The sequence below is a fragment of the Arsenicicoccus cauae genome, from assembly GCF_009707125.1.
In the GTDB taxonomy this organism is placed as follows: Bacteria; Actinomycetota; Actinomycetes; order Actinomycetales; family Dermatophilaceae; genus Arsenicicoccus; species Arsenicicoccus cauae.
Genome location: NZ_WLVL01000040.1, coordinates 59514 through 83380, shown reverse-complemented (window position 1 = coordinate 83380; position 23867 = coordinate 59514). Strand labels below are relative to the sequence as shown.

General features: G+C 72.7%; 23 protein-coding genes and 2 tRNA genes. 10 read left to right on the top strand and 15 right to left on the bottom strand.

Annotated elements, in window-relative coordinates:
• Positions 1-86 precede the first annotated feature (86 nt).
• The gene (locus GGG17_RS12475) at positions 87-1307 is read right to left on the bottom strand and encodes a glycerophosphodiester phosphodiesterase (RefSeq protein WP_230082952.1); all 1221 of its coding nucleotides are present in this window, start codon (positions 1305-1307) and stop codon (positions 87-89) included.
• A gap of 103 nt (positions 1308-1410) precedes the next feature.
• Between GGG17_RS12475 and GGG17_RS12470 the strand changes: the two genes are divergently transcribed.
• The 5 genes from GGG17_RS12470 to fabF all read left to right on the top strand — a co-directional run bounded on the left by GGG17_RS12470 (position 1411) and on the right by fabF (position 6427).
• Positions 1411-2589, top strand: coding sequence for a PucR family transcriptional regulator (locus GGG17_RS12470; protein ID WP_311966657.1), 1179 nt, complete (start codon positions 1411-1413; stop codon positions 2587-2589).
• A 131-nt stretch (positions 2590-2720) separates the two neighbouring features.
• Positions 2721-3674, top strand: a complete 954-nt coding sequence (locus GGG17_RS12465; protein WP_311966656.1) for an ACP S-malonyltransferase — start codon at positions 2721-2723, stop codon at positions 3672-3674.
• Positions 3671-4714, top strand: a complete 1044-nt coding sequence (locus GGG17_RS12460; protein ID WP_154594039.1) for a beta-ketoacyl-ACP synthase III — start codon at positions 3671-3673, stop codon at positions 4712-4714. The genes GGG17_RS12465 and GGG17_RS12460 overlap by 4 nt, the downstream gene beginning before the upstream one ends.
• 116 nt (positions 4715-4830) lie before the next feature.
• The gene (locus GGG17_RS12455; RefSeq protein ID WP_019284666.1) at positions 4831-5079 is read left to right on the top strand and encodes an acyl carrier protein; all 249 of its coding nucleotides are present in this window, start codon (positions 4831-4833) and stop codon (positions 5077-5079) included.
• Between the two features lie 94 nt (positions 5080-5173).
• Positions 5174-6427: a beta-ketoacyl-ACP synthase II gene (gene fabF / locus GGG17_RS12450; RefSeq protein ID WP_154594038.1), complete on the top strand. Its 1254-nt coding sequence runs from the start codon at positions 5174-5176 to the stop codon at positions 6425-6427.
• Positions 6428-6577: 150 nt separating this feature from the next.
• On the opposite strand, the gene GGG17_RS12445 is transcribed toward fabF, so the two are convergent.
• The 3 genes from GGG17_RS12445 to GGG17_RS12435 form a co-directional block, all read right to left on the bottom strand.
• On the bottom strand, positions 6578-7114 hold the full coding sequence (locus tag GGG17_RS12445) for a DUF3145 domain-containing protein (protein WP_154594037.1): 537 nt from the start codon (positions 7112-7114) through the stop codon (positions 6578-6580).
• 142 nt (positions 7115-7256) lie between these two features.
• Positions 7257-8735: a DUF1501 domain-containing protein gene (locus GGG17_RS17225; protein WP_311966655.1), complete on the bottom strand. Its 1479-nt coding sequence runs from the start codon at positions 8733-8735 to the stop codon at positions 7257-7259.
• A gap of 12 nt (positions 8736-8747) precedes the next feature.
• Positions 8748-10385: a DUF1800 domain-containing protein gene (locus GGG17_RS12435; protein WP_195849230.1), complete on the bottom strand. Its 1638-nt coding sequence runs from the start codon at positions 10383-10385 to the stop codon at positions 8748-8750.
• Between the two features lie 223 nt (positions 10386-10608).
• Here GGG17_RS12435 and GGG17_RS12430 point away from each other — a divergent pair.
• Positions 10609-10682, top strand: a tRNA-Ile gene (locus tag GGG17_RS12430).
• A gap of 129 nt (positions 10683-10811) precedes the next feature.
• Complete coding sequence (locus tag GGG17_RS12425) at positions 10812-11885, top strand: hypothetical protein (RefSeq protein WP_154594035.1); 1074 nt, start codon at positions 10812-10814, stop codon at positions 11883-11885.
• Between the two features lie 13 nt (positions 11886-11898).
• On the opposite strand, the gene GGG17_RS12420 is transcribed toward GGG17_RS12425, so the two are convergent.
• On the bottom strand, positions 11899-12729 hold the full coding sequence (locus GGG17_RS12420) for a DUF1206 domain-containing protein (protein WP_154594034.1): 831 nt from the start codon (positions 12727-12729) through the stop codon (positions 11899-11901).
• Positions 12730-12843: 114 nt separating this feature from the next.
• On the opposite strand from GGG17_RS12420, the gene GGG17_RS12415 reads away from it, so the two are divergent.
• The gene (locus tag GGG17_RS12415; RefSeq protein ID WP_195849229.1) at positions 12844-13668 is read left to right on the top strand and encodes a transporter substrate-binding domain-containing protein; all 825 of its coding nucleotides are present in this window, start codon (positions 12844-12846) and stop codon (positions 13666-13668) included.
• A gap of 154 nt (positions 13669-13822) precedes the next feature.
• Here GGG17_RS12415 and GGG17_RS12410 read toward each other — a convergent pair.
• From GGG17_RS12410 to GGG17_RS12395, 4 genes are all read right to left on the bottom strand, one after another.
• Positions 13823-13895, bottom strand: a tRNA-Asn gene (locus GGG17_RS12410).
• A gap of 89 nt (positions 13896-13984) precedes the next feature.
• Positions 13985-14530 (bottom strand): hypothetical protein, encoded by a 546-nt coding sequence (locus GGG17_RS12405; protein WP_154594032.1) that lies wholly within the window; start codon positions 14528-14530, stop codon positions 13985-13987.
• Positions 14530-16437: a DNA primase gene (gene dnaG, locus GGG17_RS12400; RefSeq protein WP_288797762.1), complete on the bottom strand. Its 1908-nt coding sequence runs from the start codon at positions 16435-16437 to the stop codon at positions 14530-14532. The genes GGG17_RS12405 and dnaG overlap by 1 nt, the downstream gene beginning before the upstream one ends.
• A 62-nt stretch (positions 16438-16499) precedes the next feature.
• Entirely contained in the window at positions 16500-17765 is a 1266-nt protein-coding gene (locus GGG17_RS12395) for a deoxyguanosinetriphosphate triphosphohydrolase (RefSeq protein WP_154594031.1), read from the bottom strand.
• Between the two features lie 94 nt (positions 17766-17859).
• Between GGG17_RS12395 and GGG17_RS12390 the strand changes: the two genes are divergently transcribed.
• Positions 17860-18726 (top strand): sulfurtransferase, encoded by an 867-nt coding sequence (locus GGG17_RS12390; RefSeq protein WP_230082951.1) that lies wholly within the window; start codon positions 17860-17862, stop codon positions 18724-18726.
• Positions 18727-18765: 39 nt separating this feature from the next.
• Here the strand turns inward: GGG17_RS12390 and dusB are convergent, their stop codons facing one another.
• The 6 genes from dusB to GGG17_RS17220 form a co-directional block, all read right to left on the bottom strand.
• On the bottom strand, positions 18766-19953 hold the full coding sequence (gene dusB, locus GGG17_RS12385; protein WP_154594030.1) for a tRNA dihydrouridine synthase DusB: 1188 nt from the start codon (positions 19951-19953) through the stop codon (positions 18766-18768).
• Positions 19954-20106: 153 nt separating this feature from the next.
• Positions 20107-20745 (bottom strand): phosphatase PAP2 family protein, encoded by a 639-nt coding sequence (locus GGG17_RS12380; RefSeq protein WP_154594029.1) that lies wholly within the window; start codon positions 20743-20745, stop codon positions 20107-20109.
• A gap of 71 nt (positions 20746-20816) precedes the next feature.
• A complete protein-coding gene (locus tag GGG17_RS12375) occupies positions 20817-21488 on the bottom strand; it encodes an FMN reductase (RefSeq protein WP_154594028.1) in 672 nt (223 codons plus the stop codon).
• Positions 21485-22627 (bottom strand): LLM class flavin-dependent oxidoreductase, encoded by a 1143-nt coding sequence (locus tag GGG17_RS12370; protein WP_154594027.1) that lies wholly within the window; start codon positions 22625-22627, stop codon positions 21485-21487. The genes GGG17_RS12375 and GGG17_RS12370 overlap by 4 nt, the downstream gene beginning before the upstream one ends.
• A 130-nt stretch (positions 22628-22757) precedes the next feature.
• The gene (locus GGG17_RS12365) at positions 22758-23015 is read right to left on the bottom strand and encodes a DUF2277 family protein (RefSeq protein ID WP_154594026.1); all 258 of its coding nucleotides are present in this window, start codon (positions 23013-23015) and stop codon (positions 22758-22760) included.
• 89 nt (positions 23016-23104) lie between these two features.
• Positions 23105-23539, bottom strand: a complete 435-nt coding sequence (locus tag GGG17_RS17220) for a His/Gly/Thr/Pro-type tRNA ligase C-terminal domain-containing protein (RefSeq protein ID WP_154594025.1) — start codon at positions 23537-23539, stop codon at positions 23105-23107.
• On the opposite strand from GGG17_RS17220, the gene GGG17_RS12355 reads away from it, so the two are divergent.
• Entirely contained in the window at positions 23526-23819 is a 294-nt protein-coding gene (locus tag GGG17_RS12355) for a DUF6703 family protein (RefSeq protein WP_154594024.1), read from the top strand. The two genes, GGG17_RS17220 and GGG17_RS12355, sit on opposite strands and share 14 nt — an antisense overlap.
• Positions 23820-23867: the final 48 nt, after the last annotated feature.

Below are 23867 nucleotides of genomic sequence, written 5' to 3'. Positions count from 1 at the left end.
CGCGTCTCACGGCGTGTCGCGTGACTCTGCGACCCCTCGGCGCGGCCGGCCACTCGGCGCCGGCCGCGGGCTGTCGGAGGTGGCGGCTAGAGACGACCCCAGAGGACGTCGCGCGCGACGACGCCGGTGTCGGGGTTGTCCGTGAACAGCCCGTCGAGCCCGGTGCGCAGATAGGTCACCTGCTCCTGGACCGCCTTGCCGTAGTCGGCCGGGTTGGTGCCGTTCTGGAAGTCCTTGGCCATGAACTGGTTCTCGTTGCGGAAGGTCCAGGGGATGACCTTAAGCCCGAGCCGGTGGGCGTCGCCGACCAAGGACGTGGGCTGGCCGAGGGTGCCGTCGGCCTTCTTGGGGATGACGAAGAACTTCTCCGGCCCGATGCCGTTGGCGAAGCGGGAGATCTCCTTGAGGCCCTTCGGCGTCATCCAGTCCTGGTAGAGCCGCTTGTCGCCGCGCGACACCAGGTCGTAGGGGCCGTCCAGCGGGCCGGTCCCGGTCCATGCGAGAAAGGTCGAATTCGCCTTGTAGCCGTGGCGGAAGCGCAGGTCCTTGAGGTTGGTGATCTCGAAGGACTGGATCCACATGGGCGCGTTGCGCTTGTTGAGGCCGTACCTCTCGGTGAGCTGCACGACCACCGGCTCGGGGTTGAGGCCCTTGGCGTGGAAGTACGTGGAGTGCTTGATCTCGGGGATGATGCCGATGGTGCGGTTGTACTGGCGCGACAGGCGCTCGCGCAGCTGGAGCACCTCCTCGTAGGTCGGGATCTGGTACATCCCGTCGTAGATCGTGTTGCGCTGACGCACGGTGGCCAGACGCTCCTTGGCGCGCAGGGTGCGCAGCTCGGCCAGCGTGAAGTCCTCGGTGAACCAACCGGTGACGTCGACGCCGTCGAGCTTCTTGGTGGTCTTGCGGGACGCGAACTCGGGGTGCGCGGCGACGTCGGTGGTGCCGGAGATCTCGGGCTCGTGCCGGTCGACCAGCTGACCGTCCTTGGTCATCACCAGGTCGGGCTCGATGTAGTCGGCGCCCATCGCGACCGCCAGCTCATAGGCGGCGATCGTGTGCTCGGGCCGGTAGCCGGACGCGCCGCGGTGCGCGACCACGAGCGGCGACGGCATGCCCTTGGCGTCGGTGTAGCGGCGGTCCTTGCCGCCGTGGTCCTTGCCGCGATGGTCCGCCGAGCGCGAGTCGTCATCGGCCGACGGGCGCGCGGCACCGGACCCGGCCGGGCTGGCGGAGGACATCGAGGCGCTGACGGGCAGCAGGGCCGCCGCGAGGACGACGGCCGCGAGGGTGGTGGTTCGCTTCATGGGCGTGCACGCTAGCCCTGGCAGGCGACCGTCGCCCGGCCACCGGGTGAACGCCCGCCGTCCGCGTGACGGCTTGTCGGCGTCATACAACTAGGCTGCCGTCGTGCCCTCCCCCCGCCCGGCCCCCTCACCCGCCACCCTGCAGCGGGTCCAGGACAGCGCCGGACGCCTGGCGACCGCCGCCACGACCCGCATCGAGGCGCAGCACGAGTGGTACCGCTCGCTCAGCGCGGAGGACCGCAGCTGGGTCGGGCTGGTCGCCCAGGCCGGCATCGGCAGCTTCCTGGGCTGGCTGCGCGACCCCACGGCGCCCCCGATGGTCACCGCGGATGTCTTCGGCACGGCACCGCGCGAGCTGACGCGGTCGGTCTCGCTCGCCCAGACCCTGGACCTGGTCCGGTCGGTCGTGGGGGTGGTCGAGGAGGAGGTCGAGGGACTGGCTGTCGCCGGCGACGAGCCCGCCCTGCGCGAGGCGGTGCTGCGCTACAGCCGGGAGGTGGCCTTCGCCGCCGCCCAGGTGTATGCCGAGGCCGCCGAGTCGCGGGGTGCCTGGGACGCCCGGCTGGAGTCCCTGGTGGTGGACGCCGTCATCCGTGGTGAGGCCGACAACTCGCTGCGCTCGCGCGCCACCGCGCTCGGGTGGGGGTCGATCCGGCACGTGACGGTCGTGGCGGGGCTGAGCCCGCACGAGGACACCGCGGCGGTGATCGACGCGGTGCGGCGAGCGGCCGGACGTCTGCACGTCGAGGCGCTGAGCGCGGTCCAGGGGCGCCACCTCGTGGTCATCCTGGGTGGCACCGGCGACGTCGCCGACGCGGCCGGCCGGCTCCTGGCCTACTTCGGCGACGGGCCGGTGGTGCTCGGGCCCACCGTCCCGCACCTGTTCGCCTCCGGACGTTCGGCGAGGGCCGCCCTGTCCGGCCTGGCCGCGGCCCGGGCCTGGCCGGACGCGCCGCGCCCCGTCGCCGCCTCGGACCTGCTCCCCGAACGCGTGCTCGCGGGGGACGACCACGCCCGCCGGGCGCTGCTCGAGCGCATCCACCGCCCCCTCGTCGACAGCGGGGGCGGCCTGCTCGAGACGGCAGCGGCGTACCTCGACGAGGCGAGCCTCGAGGCGACCGCCCGGGTGCTGTTCGTCCACCCCAACACGGTCCGTTACCGCCTCGGGCGGATCGCGCAGGTGACGGGCCAGGACCTCACCTCGTCCCGGGACGCCTTCACGGTCCGGCTGGCGCTGGCGCTCGGTCGGCTGGGCGCTGCGGCGCCGCAGTCCTGGCGATGAGCGAGCGCAGGCCCCTCCCGCGGGAGGTTCCGGCATACGACCCTGCTTTGTAGGAATCCTCCAAGGAACCAGACCGATTCTCGTGCCGTTCCGGCACGGCGCCGGTGGCCGCTTCGGGGGAGAGTGGTCGGGTGCTAGCGATCGTGTGCCCTGGACAGGGCTCCCAGTCCCCCGGTTTCCTCGCCCCCTGGCTGGAGCTCTCCGGATTCCGCAACCGGTTGGAGTGGTTCTCCGCGGTCGCCGGCACCGACCTGGTCACCCACGGCACCGAGTCGGACAAGCCCACCATCACCGAGACCGACGTCGCGCAGCCGCTCATCGTCGGCGCCGGCCTGCTGAGCCTCCTGGCGCTCTTCGAGCACCCCTCGGCCAGCTACCCGGCCATCGGACTGGGCAGCGGCCACTCGGTCGGTGAGATCACCGCGGCCTGCGCCGCCGGCGTCCTGACCGCCGAGCAGGCCCTGGTCTTCGTGCGCGAGCGCGGAGCCGGTATGGCGAAGGCCGCTGCCGTCTCCCCCACCGGCATGACCGCGGTCCTGGGGGGCGAGGCGGACGAGGTGCGGACCACCCTCGAGCGTCACGGGCTGACGCCGGCCAACGTCAACGGCGGTGGGCAGACCGTCGCGGCGGGCACCCTGGAGCAGCTCGAGGCCCTCAAGGCGGACCCGCCGGCCAAGGCCCGGGTCATCCCCCTGCCCGTCGCCGGGGCCTTCCACACCGAGCACATGGCTCCTGCGCAGGCTCGCCTCGAGGTCCTCGCCCGTGGCGTGACCAGCCATGACGCCAGGGTGCCGATCGTCTCCAACAAGGACGGCCAGATCGTGCGGGACGGTCGCGAGGTGCTGCAGCGGCTGGTCAGCCAGGTCGCGAGCCCGGTCCGTTGGGACCTGTGCATGCAGACGATGGTCGAGCAGGGCGTGACCGGGCTCATCGAGATCCCCCCGGCCGGCACCCTCGTGGGTCTGGCCAAGCGGTCCATGCCCGGCGTGGAGCTGCTGGCGCTGAAGTCGCCCGACGACCTCGAGGCCGCGCACCGGATGATCCGCGAGCACGGCGAGGCGGCGACCCAAGGAGCGAGCGCATGACCAGGCCCACCATCACCGAGCGCTCCGGCGCCGCCCACGCCCGCATCTGGGGCGTCGGGGGCTATCGCCCCGAGCGTGTCGTCACCAACGACGAGGTCTGCCAGTGGATCGACTCGTCCGACGAGTGGATCCGCAGCCGGTCGGGGATCGAGGAGCGTCGCTGGGCCCGCGAGGACGAGTCCGTGATCGACATGAGCTGCGCCGCAGCCGAGGACGCGCTCACCAAGGCCGGCGTCGGCGCCGACCAGCTCGGTGCCGTCATCGTCGCCAACGTGACGCACCCCTTCCAGACGCCGAGCGCCGCCGCGGCCGTGGCCCACCGCATCGGCGCGACGCCCGCGGCGGCCTTCGACCTGTCGGCGGCCTGCGCGGGCTACTGCCACGGCATCGGCCTGGCCAACGACATGGTCCGCGGCGGCACTGCCGAGTTCGTCCTCGTCATCGGGGTGGAGAAGCTCTCGGACTTCACCGACAAGCACGACCGCGGCACGGCCTTCATCTTCGGCGACGGCGCCGGCGCCGCCGTCGTGGGGCCGTCGGACTTCCCGGGCATCGGACCCACCGTGTGGGGCTCCAAGGGCGAGGACTGGGACGTCATCCGCAACAAGTACTCCTGGGTGGACCTGCGCGACCACGCGCACGTCGGCAGCCTCGAGGAGCAGAGCCCCCGCGACGCGATGCCGTGGTCCTACCTCACGATGGCGGGCCAGAGCGTGTTCCGGTGGGCGGTCTACGCGATGGCTCCCGTCTGCCGGGAGGCCCTGGACGCGGCCGGGATCACGGCCGGCGACCTGGACGCCTTCATCCCCCATCAGGCCAACATCCGCATCGTCGACGCGCTGGTCAAGCAGCTCAAGCTGCCGGAGCACGTCCCCGTCGCGGACGACATCCGGCACCAGGGCAACACCTCCTCCGCCTCGATCCCGCTGGCGACCGACCGCATGCTGACCGAGGGCCAGGCACCGCACGGTGGGCTGGCGCTGCAGATCGGCTTCGGCGCCGGTCTGGTCTATGCCGCGCAGGTCGTCGTCCTGCCGTGACCGTGGCGCCCGGCGCCTCCCCCAGTACCCCGCGGCCCGACGGGACCCATCGGGTCAGCCCGCACCATCCCACCCTCCGCACCGCACGGTCGGAGCAACCGAGTAAGGAGCCTGAGATGGCCATGAACGAGAACGAGATCCTCCAGGGCCTGGCCGAGATCGTCAACGAGGAGACCGGCCTGGACGCGGCCGAGGTCCAGATGGACAAGTCCTTCACCGAGGACCTCGACATCGACTCCCTGTCGATGATGACCATCGTGGTCAACGCCGAGGAGAAGTTCGGCGTCCGCATCCCCGACGACGAGGTCAAGAACCTCAAGACGGTGCGCGACGCCGTGTCCTACATCAACGGGGCCCAGGGCTGACCCGAGGCGCACCCGCCTCCGGACGGGGCGAGCCGCGGCTGGACGCCCGGCCCGCCCCGTCCGGCCCCCACCTCACCGACCAAGGAGCAGCGAGATGACCACCTCGAGCAGCCGCCGCGTCGTCGTGACCGGTCTCGGTGCCACGACGCCCGTCGGCGGTAACGTCCAGGACACCTGGGACGCGATCCTCGCGGGCCGTTCCGGCGCCCGCCCCATGCCGTACGACTGGGTCGCGCAGCACCAGCTGCCGGTCACCTTCGCCGCGACCCTGGCCGTCCCCACGGCTGACGTCCTCAGCAAGGTCGAGGTCCGTCGTAACGACCCCAGCACCCAGGCCGCCCTCGTGGCCGTGCGTGAGGCCTGGGCCGACGCGGGGTCCCCCGAGGTCGAGCCCGAGCGTCTCGCGGTCTGCCTCGGCACGGGGATCGGTGGCGTGCAGACCCTCCTGGACCAGTGGGACGTGCTGCGCGACAAGGGACCCCGCCGCGTCTTCCCTCTCGCGGTCCCGATGCTCATGGCCAACGGCCCCGCCGCCGCGGTCTCGCTCGAGCTGACCGCCCGCGCAGGCGCCCACACGCCGGTGAGCGCCTGCGCGTCCGGCGCCGAGGGCATCGCCCAGGCCCTCACCCTCATCCGCAGCGGCAAGGCCGACGTCGTCGTCGCCGGCGGCACCGAGGCCGCCATCCACCCCCTCCCGGTCGCCGGGTTCGCCGCGATGCAAGCCCTGTCGACCCGCAACGACGAGCCCGAGCGCGCCTCGCGTCCCTACGACAAGGACCGCGACGGGTTCGTGCTCGGCGAGGGCGCCGCACTGCTGGTCCTGGAGTCCGAGGAGCACGCCGCCGCTCGTGGCGCCCGCATCTACGGCGAGATCGCCGGCGCGGGCGCCTCGGCCGACGCCTACCACATCACGGCCGGGGAGCCCGAGGGACGCGGCGCCGCCCGCGCCATGGTCGAGGCCATCGAGGACGCGGGCCTGACCACCACGGACATCGTGCACGTCAACGCGCACGCCACCTCGACCCCGGTCGGCGACGTCGCCGAGACCCGGGCCATCCACCGGGCGTTCGGGGAGCACACCGCCGATATCGCCGTCACGGCCACCAAGTCCATGACCGGCCACCTCCTCGGCGCCGCCGGCGCCCTGGAGACGATCCTGACCGTGCTGGCGCTGCGGGACCGCACGATCCCGGCGACGATCAACCTGGAGTCCCAGGACCCCGAGATCGACCTGGACGTCGTCACCGGCACGGCGCGCACCCTGCCGGAGGGCGACCTGGCCGCGCTCAACAACTCCTTCGGGTTCGGCGGGGCCAATGTCGCACTCGTGATCAAGAGCCACGGCTGAGCACTCGTGGCGCCGCCGCGACCGTGACCGTGACCGTGACCGCGGGGTGGCAGCAGCGAGGGCCCGGCCCCTCCCACCACGGGAGCGGCCGGGCCCTCGGCATACGGTCTCGGTCACCCGGGCGCGCACACCGCCCAGGTGACGCTCCGGTCAGCCGACCTTGTGCAACCAGCGGACGGGCGCACCGTCGCCGGCCTCGCGGTAGGCCTCGAGCTCGGCGTCCCACGGGGCCCCGAGGATCTGGTCGACGATCTCCGCCAGCACGCGGGGGTCGCCCTGCGCCTGGGCCAGCGCGTGGCGCAGCCGGTCCTCGTTGACGACGGCGTCGCCGCTGGCGCAGATCCATGTGTGGTGCAGGCCGAGGTCGGGCGTGTGCGCCCACCGGGAGCCGTCGCACCCGGGGCTCGGGTCCTCGGTCACCTCGTAGCGCAACGAGTCCCAGCCGCGGAGCGCGCTGGCGAGGGCGGCACCGGTGCCCGCCGGCCCGACCCAGTTGACCTCGGTGCGCCGGAGGCGCGCGTCAGCAGGCTGGCTCGTCCAGTCGAGGGTCACCGCGGTGCCGAGGACACCCTCGAGCGCCCAGGCCACGTGCGGGCACATCGCAGTAGAGGCGCTGTGGATGAACACCACGCCTCGCGTCGTCGGGGTGGCGTCGCCGCCCCTGTGCAGATCGGCTGCAACGGACATCCGGACCTCCTGTGTGCGAGGGACGTCTTCCCCAACGACCTCGGGACCCAGGAGAGCTTTGGTCACGCTGCGTCGTCAATCATGCCCCATCATTCCTGGAGACGCCAGGCCTTCCGGGTGAACGACACACCGTGCGAGCACCTCAGACGACGCCGAGCGGGGTCGCGCTGGGGGTGAAGCCCGGAAAGATCGTCGCGAGGTTGCCGCCGTTGAGCAGTCGCCCCCCGACGACCTCGCTGAGCACCTGCCGGTAGTCCGTGGTGATGGGGACGTCGCCCTGCACGAGGTTGGCCGGAGCGAGCGAGGGCATCGTGCCGTAGACCTTGCCGCCGTTGACTCCCCCGCCGGCCACGAACATGACGTTGCCGTGCCCGTGGTCCAGGCCCTGGTCGCCGTTCTCCTGGACGCGGCGGCCGAACTCGCTCATCGTGACCACGGTCGTGCGCTGCCAGAGGTCACCGAGGTCGGCGCGCAGGGCGGTGATCCCGGCCGACAGGTCGGCGGCGCGACGCCACATCCACCCGTTGGTGTCCTGCGCGACGCCGAGGTTGCGGTGCATGTCCCAGTCGTCGTTATCGATGCAGGCGACCTCCAGCCCCTTGCCCGCCTTGGCGATCTGCGCGACGTCGCGCATGCCCTTGCCGAAGGTCGTGTCGGGGTAGGCGGCGCCGTTGGCCGGCACGTACTTGCCCTCGGCGGCGATCGCGCGCTGGTCCGCGAGGCGGGCGACGGCGTCGAGCGTGGAGCGCGCGGTGAGGGCGGCACCGCCGCCGGCGCGGGCATACATCTGGTCGACGATGGCGGTGATGCGCTCCCGGGTGACGCCGTCCTTGGTGTAGGTCGGCTGCAGCCCGAAGCTCGCCAGCTCGGCGACTGCGGGGGTCTCCATGCTGGGGGCGCTGAGCGACAGGGCGACCTGGGACCCCCGGGTGATCGCCCGGATGGTCCCGGTCGTGGGTCCGCTGCTGGTGAGGTGCCGGGCGAGCCACCCCGAACGCATGTTGGCGGGGGCCGCCCACTCCATGGCGTTCATGTCCTCGAAGTGAGAACGCCGCACCGCCGGGTTGCCCGCGCCGAGCACGACCGCGAGGTCCCCCGCGTCGTAGAGCGCCTTGAGGCCCGTCATCGCGGGGTTGAGCCCCACCGCGCCGCCCAGCGGCAGGGCCTGGGACGCGGTGACCCGGATGGTCGGTCGGGCCGCGAGGTAGGCGCTGTCCTGGACGGGCGGGACGAGCGAGAGCCCGTCGGCCCCACCACGGATGAAGATGACCACGAGCAGGTCGCGCTGGGTCGCCGTCTCGGCGAAGGCGTAGCGCGGCACGGCGGACTCCGCCAGCAGCGCCCCGAGGCCGAGGGCCGCGCCCTGCAGGACGGTGCGGCGCCGCACCGGCCCGCGCCAGCCGGCTGCCTCGGTCACCTCGTGCGGACAGGCTGGGGGACGGACGTGGGCGATGTATGACGCCGCGTCGGCCGCCGACATGACCCGAGGCCCGTCCTCGGTGCGCACCACGAGGTGATTGCGTGACTCGTCGTGATGGTGCATCGGGGTGACCAGGTCCTCATGGACCAGGGGTGCGTGACGGTCGGCCGCGACCGTCGACGTGCTGCGGGGGGTGCTCACGGTGCTCTCCGATCAGCGCAGGAAGGAGTAGGGGCTGGCGAGGATCAGGCGCACGGCCTCGCGCAGCCAGCCGCGGGCCGCGTAGTCCGGCAGCGTGTCCCCCGCCGTGGCCGGCCGCTCGCCGTAGCTGCACAGCCAGGACGCGATGGGGGCGATGTCCTCGTCCCGCCAGACGTAGCCCGTCAGGGCGAAGGTGATGCGCCGCGCCGTCGCCAGGACGTTGTCGCCCTCCTTGACGCCGAGGGCGGTGTGCCAGTGCGGGAGGCCCTGGCCGGGGTCCTGGTCCGGCTCGTCCGGGTAGGTCGGCCCGTCGCCCCATCCCCAGGCCAGGGCGTGCATGACATTCCAGGACGACAGCGTGGCGATGGTGCTGCGCCACGCGTCGGCGTCGTCCGGGTAGCCGTCCACGCGCGGCCAGTCGCGCGGTGCGTGACCGCACTGGTAGAGGAACCAGAAGTAGTTGCTCATGGCCCACGGGTTCGCGGTGATGGGCTGCGCGAAGGAGTACCCGGTGGGCTTGGAGGCACGCACGGCCTTGGCGGCGAGCTCGGCCGGCCGGGACCACTTGTGGCCGACCGACGCCCAGAACTCAGGGTGGTCGAAGAGGCGCCGGAGCACCGGCACGATCGCCGTGTCCGACGCCAGGTAGGTCGAGGCGAGGGTCTGCACCAGGGCGTCGCTCGGCGTGTCCGACACGAACCTCGTGGCGATCACGCGGGCGAGGCGACGCGCGGTCGCCGGGTGACGCGCCAGGTAGTCCGTGTAGGCGCGCAGCGCCGTCGGTCCGCCGGCGGACGTGGCGTTGGCGTGGCTGAAGCCCATGACCGTGATCGGCCCCACGTGGTGGGCCCCGGGGTGGTACACGTAGTCGCGGGTGCCCCAGTCGACCGAGTGTCCCGTCAGCATCAGGGCGGACTGCCGGACATCGGTCTCCGTGTAGGTCCCGACCCCGACCGTGTAGAGCTCGAGGATCTCCCGGCCGAGGTTCTCGTTGGGGTTGTCCCTGGAGCTGACGTCGTTGTCGAGGTTGTTGAGGATCGCGGGATGCGTGACGGCGGCGTGCAGGAGGTCGGCATACCGCCCGAAGGCGTGGCGACGCAGGACCTTCCAGTCGTACTCGAGGGTGAAGCTGTCCGCCTTGCTGCGGTAGGGGACGTAGAGCAGGTCGCCCCACATCGTGACGACGTTCTCCCAGAGAACCCGGTGGGTGAACAACGGCCGCGCGGCGTTGGCGTGGGCCATGACGGGGCTGCCACGGAAGCCGCCTCCCGTCAGGTCCTGCACCTGCTTGTTGGTCAGGTTGAGCCACGGGAAGCAGCGCTGGACGAGGCCGTCCCACGTCGTGTCGGGGATCGACGCCGGGTCGAGCTGCTGGTTGATCCACGCCCTCGTGCCCAGCCGCTCGATGTCGGCGACGATGGCCGCTGTGGGGGCCTGGGCCGCGCGGCGCGCGAGGTGCCACGCGGGGGTCGTGCGCAGCGGCAGCGTGGGGGCGTGCACGGACGTCGCGACCGCCGGGACGGTGTGGACGAGACGTGGGTCCGGGTTCACGACCTTGGGCGTGGTGGTCGGCCGAGGCGCCGGCCGGGGAGGAGGGGTGGGACCGGTCGACCCCGAGATGAGCCTGGTGAGGAGGGGGGAGGCAGGCATGCGACCACCTTCGTGAGCGAGAGGGAGTACACATTCTGTAGCCATGAATGACCAGAAGTGCGGGGCTTATCACCCTCACAGCCCAATCCCTGAACGATCTTCGCTGACTTAGCGTAAGCCTGCCGATGATGGGGGTTGGGTCGAGCCATGGTGGGTGACGCTTGTCCCGACGCGGGGTCGCACCGACGGTGACGGTAGGGTGAGGGGTCCCTCGTCGGACCCAGGGCCGGTAGCTCAGTCGGTCAGAGCAGCGGACTCATAATCCGTCGGTCGTCGGTTCAAGCCCGACCCGGCCTACGCCTGGCGAGCACGGCCCGGGAGCGCTCGCTCCCGGGCCCGCCGCCCACCAGCTCGGGGCGGGCCACTCGACGCAGGGTGGTCCGTGGCCTCACCTCGGTGGCCCAAGACTGGCCAGACGGGAGCCGTATGCCGCCGCGCGCAGCCCTCACCGTCGGCCTGACCCTCGCGGCGCTGCTCTGCGCACCGCTCGGCGCATGCTCGTCCGGCCCCACGACGACGGAGGGGTCAGGATCCGCCGGCGCTGGGCCGGCGCCGGCGGCTCGTCGCACGCCCGTCCCCCAGCGCGTGTTCGCCGCGTCCTCGTTCTGGTACACCCCGCTGCCTGCGTCCACCCCCACGGCTGCCGACAGCGCCGCCATCGTCCGCGACCTGCGGGTCGCCGCCGTCGAGCACGGCCGACCAGGCCTGCCCAACGTCACCCTCAACACGCACGACTACACGCCACCACTCGTGACCACCACCGCAAACGACCCGGTCCACGACGTCCGCGCGGCCCCCGGGTGCCGGCTGGACCCTCGCGTCGTCTCCTCGCTGCGGGGTCTGCGCATCCCGGACGACCTGCGTCCGGCGGGCGGCAGCGACCACGAGGCGGCGCTGCACGACCCCGCCACGGACCGCTACACCGACCTGTGGCGGCTGTCCCGCGGGCAGGACGGGACGTGGACGGCGTGCGGCGGGGGGTCGATCCGGGGCGCCTCGCGCAGCGACGGGGTCTTTCCGTTCCCCCTCGGCACGACGGCCACCGGGCTTCCCTTCGCCGGTGGACTCGTCCGGGCCGAGGAGCTGCGCCGTGGGCACATCGACCATGTCGTGGGGGTGGCCGTCCCGTATGCCGCTCCCGCCCCGACCCACTCGTGGCCCGCGGTGCGCTCGGACGGCCGCAACCCCCGCGGTCTGTCGGTGCTGCGCCAGGGCCAGCGACTGCGGCTTCCCGCCGATCTCGACCTGGACTCCCTCCGCCTGACCCGGACGGCCCGGACCATCGCCCGCGCGGCCCAGGAGTTCGGCCTGGTGGTGTGGGACACCAGCGGGGCCGTGAGCTTCCGCGCGGAGAACGCCTCGGCGTTCACGGCCGACCCCTACCCGAGGCTGCTCGGTGCCGACAGCGGGTGGGAGTCGCTCAACGGCAGCGGCGACGGCCAGCACGAGCCGTTCCCCATCGACCGCCTCGAGGTGCTCCCCGTGGACTACGGCCGTTGAGGCCGGGCCCCCGTCATACGTCCGCGTGCCGCGCCCGAAAGAACGAGTAGACCCCGAAGGCCGCGAACCCCAGGGCCATGAAGGCGACGACCACCCGACCATAGGGCTGGGCGAGCAGGAAGCGCAGGGCGCCATCGAGACCGTTGGTCCGCGACGACGAGTTGGCCATAGCTGCCGCGACGAAGAGCCCGCCGACGACGGCCAGGGCGACCCCGCGGGTGGGGTAGCCCAGCATCCCCGCGTAGACCGCGAGCGGGCCGGGGTCGTCCTCGAGGTCACCGAGGAACCGGCGGCGCAGCCCCTTGACGACGTGGTACATGCCGACGCCGATGATGGCGAGCCCGACCACCGCGACGAGGATCCGGCCGGCCGGCGCGCCCAGCAGGCTCGCGGTGTAGCCCTGCACCTGCTGCTTGCCCGACGAGCCCGTGCCGCGCGCGAAGCCGAAGGCGGACCAGGCGAGGATCGCGTAGACCACGGCCTTGGCGCCGTCCTTGAGCCGGGACTGCCAGCTGTCGCCCCCGAGCCCGGGGACGACCACCTCCGTCAGCTGCCACAGGGCGAGCCCGAGGAAGCCCAGCACCCCCAGCCACAGCGCGACCCGGCCGAGCGTGTGCTGGGACAGGGCCGCGAGGGCGCCGGACTGGTCGGCGTCGCCCGTCGCGTGGAGCATGGCCAGCTGCAGGCAGATCCAGGCGATCAGCAGGTGCAGCAGGCCGTTGACGGCGTAGCCCGTCCTCACCGCCGCCTCCGTCGCGGGGTGGTCGCCGGCCGCCTGGGCGACGTCCTCCAGGTGGTCCCTCACGTCGCCGGAGGCGGACCCGCTGCGTCTCTGCACGCTCATGGGCACATGATGCCCGTCACCGGTCCTCGGCGTGGGCCGTTCCGGCCTGCCGTGCCGGGATCGTGCCCGAGGGCCGATAGGTTGGCCACGGACCACCCCGAGGAGAGGACCGCGATGCCCCGCACGCCACGACCGCGTCGTCGACGCGCCGCGGGCCTGGCGCTCGCCACGGTCGCTGCCCTGGTCACCGCGGCGTGCGGGCGCGACTCCCTGGTCGTGGGGGTGTCCTACGACCGGCCGGGGCTGGGCCTGCGGGTGCTGCGGGACCAGTCAGGCTTCGAGAGCGAGCTGGCCCGGGACCTGGCCGCCCGGTTGGGCTACCCCGGCAAGAAGGACGTCAACCTCAGCAACGTCCCCGAGCCCCGCGCCACCCCGACCAACGGAGCCGTGCCCTACGACCTGCTGGTCGCGGCCTATCCCACCGGGACGACGCCTCCGGCGGGCGTGCGACTGGTGGGCCCGTACCTGCGCGGCGGGCAGGACATCGCCGTGCGAGCCGGGGAGCAGGGTCAGGTCACGCCGCGGTCCTTGGCCGGTCGCCGGGTGTGCCTCGTCGACGGCACCCACCTGGCCCGCGCGGCGGCCACGACCTTCCCCGGGGCCAAGCTCGCGCTGCGCCGCACCCTGTCCACCTGCCTCACCGAGCTGCGGCAGGGCACGGTCGACGCGGTCAGCGACGAGGGCCTGGCGCTGCGCGGCTACGCCTCGGAGGCACCCTTCCGGGGCAGCATCCGGGTGGTCGGGGCGGACATGGGCACGATCGACTACTACGTGCGGGTCACGGACGAGGACGCCGCGTTGTGCGGGCGGGTCAAGACCGCCCTGGAGGAATCCATCAAGGACGGCTCGTGGGCCAGGCTGTATGCCGACCAGCTGGTCAAGACAGGCGTCGTGGGCAGCGTCCCTGCGCCGCCCTCACCGGTGACCGGCTGCTCATGAGGGGAGCCGCGCCCCGGCCTGCGCGCCGGGAGCGGGCTGGGCTGGGCTGGGCAGGGCTGGGTAGCTGGGCAGCAGGGTCAGGACGACAGCCTCGGGCGAAGGCACCGCCAACAGAACGGCCCTGACCGTATCCTTGCTGGTCAGGGCCTCGCTGCTCCCCCGATTGGACTCGAACCAATAACCTGCCGGTTAACAGCCGGCTGCTCTGCCAATTGAGCTACAGGGGATCACACCGCGTGCGGCGCGAGAGAGACTTTAGCAGCAAGTGCGCCCGCGGCCGAATCCGCCTGACACCTGTGCCTCGTCACGACTCCGGTCAGTCTTGCGGCGGGAGCCCCACGGCGTCGCGCAGCTCAGCGGTGGCCGAAGCCACAGCACGCTCCACGGCGGGGTCGCCCGCCACGACGCCCTGGCCGTAGAGCGTCTGCACGAGCACCTCGCGGGTCGCCAGGTCGTTGCGGACGACGACGCGGACGCTCCCCCGCCCCCCGTGGACCTTGACGTCGTGGTGGGTGATGACGCTGGCCTGCACCCGCTCGCGCAGCGCAGCCAGCGCGGTGGCGTCCGGCTCGGGCAGGGCGAACCGCCAGGCCGCCGAGCCGTCGACCCACGTGACGGTGAGAGCGTCGTCCTCGCGCGACCAGGCGCCACGGTCGACCAGGTGCCAGGGTCGGGCGACCGGGGTCCCCACATCCGGGAGCAGGACCAGCTGGTGCTGGGTGATCACGAGGCGCAGGTCGGACGAAGGCGCCTCGAGCACGGCGAGGACCCGGTCCTGCCTGGCGAGCCCGAGGCGCTCGACGTCGGGGCGCGTCAGCGTCGGCGTGGGGCGGGGCCTGCCGCGCCGGGGCCAGGACACCATCAGGACATCTCCGATCGGAGGACGGCGAGCTCGCGCTGGAGCCCCTGGATGCGGATGCCGAGCGCGCGGGACTCGTCGGCCTGGGTGGGGTCCATGCGCTGCAGCGCGCTGATGGCGTCGGCGATCCGGCGGCGCAAGGTCACCTCGCGCACGCGGCGGAGGAGCTCGTCGGTGTAGCGACGGCTGGGGATGCCGGTCGACGGGTCGAGACGGGTGGGAACGGGAGCCACGGCCAGCTCGTGCAGCAACGGGCGCACCTCCTCGTCGGCGTGCTCGCTGACGGCGGTGGTCCAGGCCTGGCCCGACACCGCGACCGCGGTCGACAGCCCGCCGGCGTCGTGCACCGCACGGAGCACGAGCTGGTAGGCCGGGGCGACCATCGCCTCGGGGGCGAGCGCGTCGACCTCCGCGGGGTCGAACAAGGAGGGGTACTGCAGCAGGCACTGCAGCAGCTGGTGCTCGGCAAAGACCACCGGGTCGCGCAGGTCGGGCCGCGGCAGGGCGGTGCTGCGCGGGTCGGTCGTCCCCTCCCGCGCCGGGGCGTGCGGTGGCGGCGAGACGGGCACCCGCGTGGCGGCCTGACCGGCGGTCGTCACCTCGTGCGCCACCTGCTCCACCGTGACGCCGAGCCAGCCGGCGACGGTCCGGATGTACTCAGGGCGCAGGCCCTGGTCGCGGATGGCGGCGATGATCGGGGCGACCGACCGGATCGCCATGACCCGGCCCTCGGCGGTCTCGAGGTCGAACCGGCCAATCGTGGTGCGCACCGCGAACTCGAACATGGGGACCGCGTCCTCGACGAGGTGCCGCACGGCGTCGTCGCCGCCGGACTGGCGCAGCTCGTTGGGGTCCTGACCGGCCTGCGCCACGGCCACGAAGCTCTGCGAGGCCCACCGCTGGTCCTCGGCGAAGGCCCGCATGGCGGCCTTCTGCCCGGCGGCGTCGCCGTCGAAGGTGAAGATCACCTTGGCCGGGGACTGCCCCGCCTCGTCGCGCAGGATCCGTCGCAGCGTCTTGATGTGGTCGACGCCGAAGGAGGTGCCGCAGGTCGCGACCGCCTGCTCGACGCCGGCGAGGTGACAGGCCATGACGTCGGTGTAGCCCTCGACGATCACGGCCTGCCGGTCCCGGGCCATGGCCCGCTTGGCCAGGTCCAGGCCGTAGAGGACGGAGGTCTTCTTGTAGATGGGGGTCTCGGACGTGTTGAGGTACTTGGCCTCGATCCGGTCGTCGTCGAAGATGCGCCGCGCCCCGAAGCCCACGGTGTCCCCGGTGACATCACGGATGGGCCACACCACGCGGCCACGGAAGCGGTCGTAGGGGCCGCGTCGTCCCTGCGCGGCGAGCCCGGAGGTCACGATCTCGTCGTCGTTGAACCCCTTGGCGCGCAGGTGGTCGGTGACCAGCTCGCCCCCACGAGGCGCGTAGCCGACACCGAAGACGGCGCAGTCCTTGCCGCTGAACCCCTTGGCACGCAGGAAGTCTCGCCCCGCGCGAGCCTCGGGCATCGCGAGCAGCGCCTCGGCGTAGAACTCGGACGCGACCCGGTGGGCCTCGACGAGTCGCTGCCGCTTGCCCGCGGGCTCGCGCTGCGGAGCGTCCCCGTCCTCGTATCGCAGCTCCACGCCCGCCCGCGCCGCCAGCCGCTCGATCGCCTCCACGAAGCTGAGGTGGTCCACCTCCTGCACGAAGCGGATGACGTCGCCGCCCTCCCCGCACCCGAAGCAGTGGTAGGCGCCGACCGCGGGCCGCACCGTGAAGGACGGTGTCTTCTCGTCGTGGAAGGGGCACAGCCCCTTGAGGCTGCCGGGGCCCGCGTTGCGGAGGGTGACGTGCTCGCGGACGACGTCCTCGATCGAGGCGCGCTCCTTGACCAGCGCGATGTCCTCGGGCTTGATCAGCGCCACCTGCACCTCCCCGTCGTCGTCGGGTCGAGTCTAGGTCGTTTGCCGGAGCGCACGAGGCACCCTCACCCGTGCCAGGCCCGGTGCAGGGCCAGGGCACGGGCGTCGGTGAGGCTGGCGACCTGGTCGATCACGACCCGGAGGCGCTCGGCGTCGGAGGCGGCTGCCCGGTGGTCGGCGACCAGCTCGCGGTCGAGCCGGGCCTCGGGGTCGGCCAGGAAGCCCTCGACGAGACCGGCCACGACGACGCGCTCCTGCGCCATCAGGTCCACGCGCTCGCGCGTCTGCATGACGTAGTGCGCGGCGATGGCCTTGAGGACGGCGACCTCCGCGCGGACGTCCTCGGGCACCACGAGGTTGGCGGCGTAGCGGGTCAGCGGGCCCTGCCCGTAGCGCTCGCGCGTGGCCCGCTCGGCGGCCCCGGCGAAGCGTCCGACCAGGCGAGACGTGAGGTCCTTGAGCCGCGCCAGGTCGCGCCGCGAACCCCCGTCGAAGGTCACGGGAACGAGGTGCGGCACCACCAGGCGCCAGTAGGCCTCCTCCAGCGAGCCGATCTCGACGTCGCGGGCGTAGCGGTCGCGGGCGATCGGCAGCACATGCTCGACCGCCGCCCCGCGGTGGAGCTCACGGACGTCGAGGCCTCCCGAGGCGATGGCGTCCTCGACGTCGTGCACGGAGTAGGCGACGTCGTCCGACCAGTCCATCGTCTGCGCCTCGATGCACCGATGGCTCGTCGGCGACCCTTCGCGCACCCAGTCGAAGGCCTCGAGGTCGTCGTCGTAGACCCCGAACTTGCGGGTGACGGTCGGTCCCTGGCCACGTCCCCAGGGGTACTTGCAGGAGGCGTCGAGGCTGGCGCGGGTGAGGTTGAGACCCGCCGACCGGTCGCTGCCGGGGTGGAAGCGCTTGGCCTCGAGCCGCACGAGCAGCCGGAAGGTCTGGGCGTTGCCCTCGAACCCCCCGATGTCCTGGGCGATCTCGTCGAGCGCCTGCTCACCGTTGTGGCCGAAGGGCGGGTGGCCCACGTCGTGCGCCAGGCAGGCCGTGTCCACCACGTCGGCGTTGCACCCCAGCGCTCCGCCGAGCTCGCGACCGATCTGGGCGACCTCGAGCGAGTGGGTCAGCCGGTTGCGGACGAAGTCGCTCGTCCCGGGCCGCACGACCTGGGTCTTGGCCGACAGCCTCCGCAGGGACGCGGAGTGCACGAGCCGTGCCCGGTCACGCGCGAAGTCGTCCCGGTCCCCCGACTTCTGCGCCGGGTCCTCGCCGACCCAGCGCTCACGGTCGGCTGCGGCATACCCCTCGTAGGCCGGATGTCCCTGCTGCGTCATACCGATCAACCCCTCCCTCACCTGTGCCAGCACTCTAGGGTCACCCACCGACAGACCCCGGGGTCTGTCGGTGGCCGGGCCTACGCTGGGTGCCATGACCACGATGCCGTTGTCCCGCCTGCCCCTGATCTCGGTCCACGAGCTCGGCGAGGCCTTGCGAGCCCCCGTCGAGCACCGGCCGGTCGTGCTGGACGTGCGCTACGCCATGGGTCGCTCGGACGGGCGCGAGCAGCATGCCGCCGGCCACGTGCCGGGGGCGGCCTACGTGGACCTGGACACTGTCCTCGCCGACATCCGCCCGGACGGCGCCGGTGGCCGGCACCCGCTCCCCCGGCCGGAGCAGCTGCAGGCCGGGCTGCGCGCCGCCGGTGTGCGCAGGGACCGCCCGGTCGTGGTCTACGACGACTGGCGCTCGATCGCCGCGTCCCGGGCCTGGTGGCTCCTGCGGCACGCCGGCCACGCCGAGGTCAGCGTCCTCGACGGAGGCTGGGGCGCGTGGCAGGCCGCGGACCTGCCCGTCGAGACCGGCGAGGTCGTGCCCGAGCCGGGCGACGTCGAGCTGGGTCCGGGAGCCCTGACCGTGCTGGATGCCGACCAGGCGGTGCGCTATGCCGAGAGCGGGACGCTGCTCGACGCGCGTCCCGCCAACCGACTCCGGGGCGAGGACGAGGTCGTCGACCCCGTGGCCGGGCACATCCCCGGGGCCGTCTCGCTCCCGGCGCTCGAGCTGGTGGACGAGGACGGCCGCTTCCTGCCGCGCGACGAGCTGCTCGCCAGGTTCCACCGGCGCGACGTGCACGACGGCAGCACCGTCGGCGTCTACTGCGGGTCCGGGGTGCAGGCCTGCCACGTCGCCCTGGCCGCGGCGGCGGTCGGCATCAGCGACGACCTGGCCGTCTATGCGGGATCGTGGAGCGACTACATCACCGACCCGAGCCGGCCGGTCGAGACCGGCGCCTGAGCGGTCCAGGCCGTATGCCGCAGCCCCCGCCCCCGGTGCTCAGCCGCCGCTGACGCTCAGCTCGGCCTCGGCGATGAGCCGCTGCTGGCGCTCGTCGATCTGCTGCGACGCCAGCCAGCCGTCCGGCAGGGCCACGGCCTTGGGCGAGCCCGCCCGGCCCCGCGGCCCTTCGGCGGCGTCACCCGGCCACGGCTGAGCGCCGTCGAGGGAGGCGATCAGCTCGTCCAGCGCGGCCAGGGAGTCCACCAGGGCCAGGCGGTTGCGGACGTCGTGGCCGGCGGGGAATCCCTTGAGATACCACGCGATGTGCTTGCGGATGTCCCGGCAGGCCTTGGTCTCGTCCTCGTAGAACTCCGTGAGGTAGCCGGCGTGCCGGCGCATGGTCTCGCCCACCTCCGCCAGCGTCGGCCGGGCGCGATAGGTCACCCCGGCGAAGGCAGCCGCGAGATCCGCGAAGAGCCATGGCCGCCCGAGGCAGCCACGCCCGACCACGACGCCGTCGCATCCGGTCTCGCGCACCATCCGCACGGCGTCCTCGGCGGACCAGATGTCGCCGTTGCCGAGCACCGGGATCGTGGTCACGGCCTCCTTGAGCCGGGCGATCGTGGACCAGTCGGCCTGCCCCGAGTAGTGCTGGTTGGCCGTGCGACCGTGCAGCGCGACGGCGGAGGCACCCTCCTGCTCGGCGATCCGGCCCGCCTCGAGGTAGGTGACGTGGTCGGCGTCGATCCCCACACGCATCTTGACGGTCACGGGGATGTCGTACGGCGCGGCCTCCCTCACAGCAGCCCGCACGATCGCCCGGAACCACTCGGTCTTCCACAGCAGCGCCGAGCCGCCCCCCTTGCGGGTCACCTTGGGGACGGGGCAGCCGAAGTTCATGTCGATGTGATCGGCGCGGTCCTCGGTCGCGATGATCCGGGCGGCCTGGCCGACGGTGACCGGGTCCACGCCATACAGCTGGATCCCCCGGGGAGACTCGCCCGGGTCCATCTCGATGAGCTTCATCGTCAGCGGCACGCGCTCCACCAGCGCCCGCGTCGTGATCATCTCGGAGACGAAGAGCTGCTTGGCGCCGGGCGTGCCCGCCGCCGCGAGCCCGGCGGCCCCGTGCTCGCGGCACAGCCGGCGGAAGGCACGGTTGGTGATCCCCGCCATGGGGGCGAGCACGACCGGCGACTCGTAGGTGTGGCGGCCGATGACGAGCGGGGGCAGGACAGCAGTCATATCCCGCCCATTGTCTCAGCCCGCGCTGGGTGTCACGTGCCGTATGACGCCATGCCCGCCGCCTCCCGCACCGCCGCCCCGCGCGGGTCACGACGCGGGTCACGACGCGGGTCAAGGGGCGGGTCAGGCAGGATCAGCGGTACACATCACCGGTTACAGCGTCGGTATGCCGAGGGCCCGCCGCACGGCACCCGCCGTCCACGCGCCCAGCAGCGACCCGACGACGACGTCCGAGGGGTGGTGCATCCCTCGATAGACGCGGGACGCCGCCACGCTCACCGGCACACCCCACCGCACCACATGCGCCAGCCGCCTCGACCCAGGCACGTCCCGACGCGCCAAGGCGTGTGCCACGGTCAGGCTCATGGCGGTGGTGGCGCCGGTGTGCCCGGACGGGAAGCTCGACGTGTGGGCCGGCCTGTCGAGCCACGGCACGTCCGGACGCGCCCGACCCACGACGCGAGCCGCACTCATGAAGCACACCGTCTCGACCGTGATGGCGGCCAGCGGCGCGATGGCCTCGCGCACGCTGCCCGTCTCGCGCCACAGCCACCCGCCGTAGACGAACGACATGGCGATGGTGGCGGGCGTGTCGGCATACGTCGACGGCACCCAGGTGAGGGCGTTGCCCAGCGGCGTGCGGTGGCGCACGAACCAGCGGTTGAGCTCGTCCTCGGCGGGCCAGCCGCGCAGCGGCCCCTCGATGACCCGCCCGACGCCCGCGATGCCGGCGCTGATCACCGCTCCGGGCAGGACGACCTCGCGCAGCCACGGCTGCCGGACCTCGCTCATGGCGCCGACCCTAGCCGAGGAGCCGAGCAGTCGGCGGCGAGCATCGTATGACGCCCGCTGCCGTCTCACGCTCAGCCGCGGTGCCCGGCGAGCAGCTGCTCGAACGGGGTGACGGACCCGAGGCCGACGCCCGACGACCGGTCTGGACGGACCGGCTCACGGTCCTGCTCGTCCTCCGCGAACCCGGCCACCGCACCGGACTCGGCGACGACGAGCGCCGCCAGCTCCGAGGCCGCGCGCCGCACCCGGGACGCCAGCCCGGAGCCGGCCTCCCCGCCACCGAAGTCCTCGGTCGCGGCGAAGACCCCGGTCGGCATGACCACGGCGCGCAGGTAGGTCAGCAGCGGCCGCATCGCGAAGTCCAGCACCAGCGAGTGCCGGGGCGTGCCCGCGGTGGCGGCGACGATCACCGGCATCCCGGTGAGGGCGTCCGGCGACAGGGCGTCGACGAACATCTTGAACAGCCCCGAGTAGCTCGCGCTGAAGACCGGGGTCACCAGCACGAGCCCGTCGGCGGACGACACGAGCTCGCGGGCCGCGTCGAGGCGCGCGCTCGCCATGCCCGTGGTCATCAGATGGGCCAGGTCGGTCGCGAGCTCGCGCACCTCGATCACCTCGACGGTGGCGGCCTCGCCGCGCGCGCTCACCTGGGCGGTGACGGCGGCGGTCAGCTGGTCGGTGAGCAGGCGGGTGGACGAGGGCTGCGAGAGCCCGGCGGTGACGGCGACGATGCGGCGCGTCATACGGTCTCCTCCGAGGTGGCCGCCGCGACGGGGGCGGCGGGGATGACGAGGTGGTGGGGGGACTCGGGGCCTGCGGCCACGAGCGAGGCGTGCGTGGGCGGGTCGCTCGGCACATGTGCCGGGCGACGCCGCTCGAACTCGGTGCGCAGGGTGGGGACGACCTCGCGACCGAGGATCTCGATCTGCTCCAGGACGACGTCCAGGGGCAGGCCGGCGTGGTCCATGAGGAAGAGCTGGCGCTGGTAGTCACCGGCGTAGTCGGCCGAGGCCAGGGTGCGCTCGATGACCATCTCGGGCGTGCCGACGGTCAGCGGCGTGGCGCTCGTGAACTCCTCCAGCGAGGGCCCGTGGCCGTAGACCGGGGCGACGTCGAAGTAGGGCCGGAAGCGGCGCTTGGCCTCGGCCTCGGTCTCGGCCATGAAGGCCTGCCCGCCGAGCCCGACGATCGCCTGGTCCGCGGACCCGTGCCCGTAGTGCTCGAACCGCTGGCGGTAGAGCCCGACCATCTGCCGGGTGTGCTCGGGTCCCCAGAAGATGTGGTTGTGGAAGAAGCCGTCGCCGTAGTACGCCGCCTGCTCCGCGATCTCGACGCTGCGGATCGACCCGTGCCACACGAACGGCGGGGTGCCGTCCAGGGGCGCCGGGGTCGAGGTGTAGCCGTGCAGCGGGGTGCGGAACCGCCCCTCCCAGTCGACGACGTCCTCGCGCCACAGCCGGCGCAGCAGGTGGTAGTTCTCGACGGCGAGCGCGATGCCCTGGCGGATGTCCTTGCCGAACCACGGGTAGACCGGGCCGGTGTTGCCGCGCCCCATCATGAGGTCGACGCGGCCGCCGGACAGGTGCTGCAGCATCGCGTAGTCCTCGGCGATCTTGACCGGGTCGTTGGTCGTGATCAGCGTCGTGGCGGTGCTGAGCTGCAGCCGCTCGGTCTTGGCGGCGATGTAGCCGAGGTGCGTGGTCGGGGAAGACGGCACGAACGGCGGGTTGTGGTGCTCGCCGGTCGCAAAGACGTCCAGGCCGACCTCCTCGGCCTTGAGGGCGATCTGCGTCATGGCCGTGATGCGCTCGTGCTCGGTCGGGGTGCGACCGGTGGTCGGGTCCGTGGTGACGTCGCCGACCGAGAAGACGCCGAACTGCATGGGGTCCTCCTCCACGCTGTTGGTTGAAAGTTCAATCATACTAACAGACGGGGTGTCGGGTTCCATTCCCGTATGCCGAGAAGGCCCGCCCGACGTCGTGGTCGGGCGGGCCTCCGGCGCGATGGTGCGGTCAGCCGGCGACGTCGAACGAATGCCCGTCCTCACGACGGGCGGCGGCATCGGCCTCGCCGATCGACTCCATGCGGTCGATGAGCGCCTGGGTGGCGACGGCCACCTGCAGGACGGTCTCCTCGAAGACCTCGCGGTGCTCGGGCCGCGGGCGGGCGGAACCGGTGACGACGCGGACGTACTGCAGGGCAGCGGCGCGCGCCTCGGCCGACGTGGAGATCATCTCCTCGTCGTGCAGTGCTCGTAGCTGTCGGGCCATGGATCAACGATGGCACAGCGCACCGCGTCCGGTGGTGAATACGGACGAATGAGGTCTTATAGACCATTGAACGACCGGCGGTGGTGCCCTCAGCACCCCACCAGCCGCTCGGCGAGGTAGCCCTCCAACGCATCCAGCCCCATGCGTTCCTGGCGCATGGTGTCCCGGTCCCGGACGGTCACGGACCGGTCCCCCAGCGTGTAAGAGTCCACGGTGACGCAGTGGGGGTTTCGATCTCGTCCTGGCGCCGCTATCGCCGCCCGATGGCCTGCGTAGCAATCCCCGGTCCGCTGGTCGTAGTAGCGCAGGTCCGCCCAGGAGGCGCGCGCGTGCCGGGCCAGGTCGTCGTCCGAGCGGTCGACGATGCGCTCCAGCTCGCCCCACTCGGACTCCGGGTCGCGGTAGTGGTACGCCAGCGCCGTGCCCCGCGTCGCGAAGTGCGCCAGGTCCCCCGGCGGGCGCTCGGTCCGGCGCAGCCACGCGCCGAAATCTAGTCGGTAGGGTGGTCCGGTGCCCGAGCCCACCCCCCTGCGTCAGTCCGTCGAACGCGCCAGCACCCCCACCGCCACCGCACTGTCCCGACTTCCCGGCTGGGCCACGACCGCCGCCTGGGTGGCCCTGCTGGTCCTCGCCGCCGTCGTCGGTGGGCCGGTCGGCTGGGTGCTGCTCACCATCGCCGTGGCCTTCGTCGCGTGGCTGCTCTATCTCGCGTGGCCGTATGCCTCCACCAACGCCAAGCTGATCCGCGTCGCCACGGCGCTGCTCGGGGCGGCCCTGGTCCTCGTCCGCCTGCTCCCCCGCTGACCCGCCGGGGGCCGGGGCATCGACCGGCCTTCGTCCCCCAGGCTGATG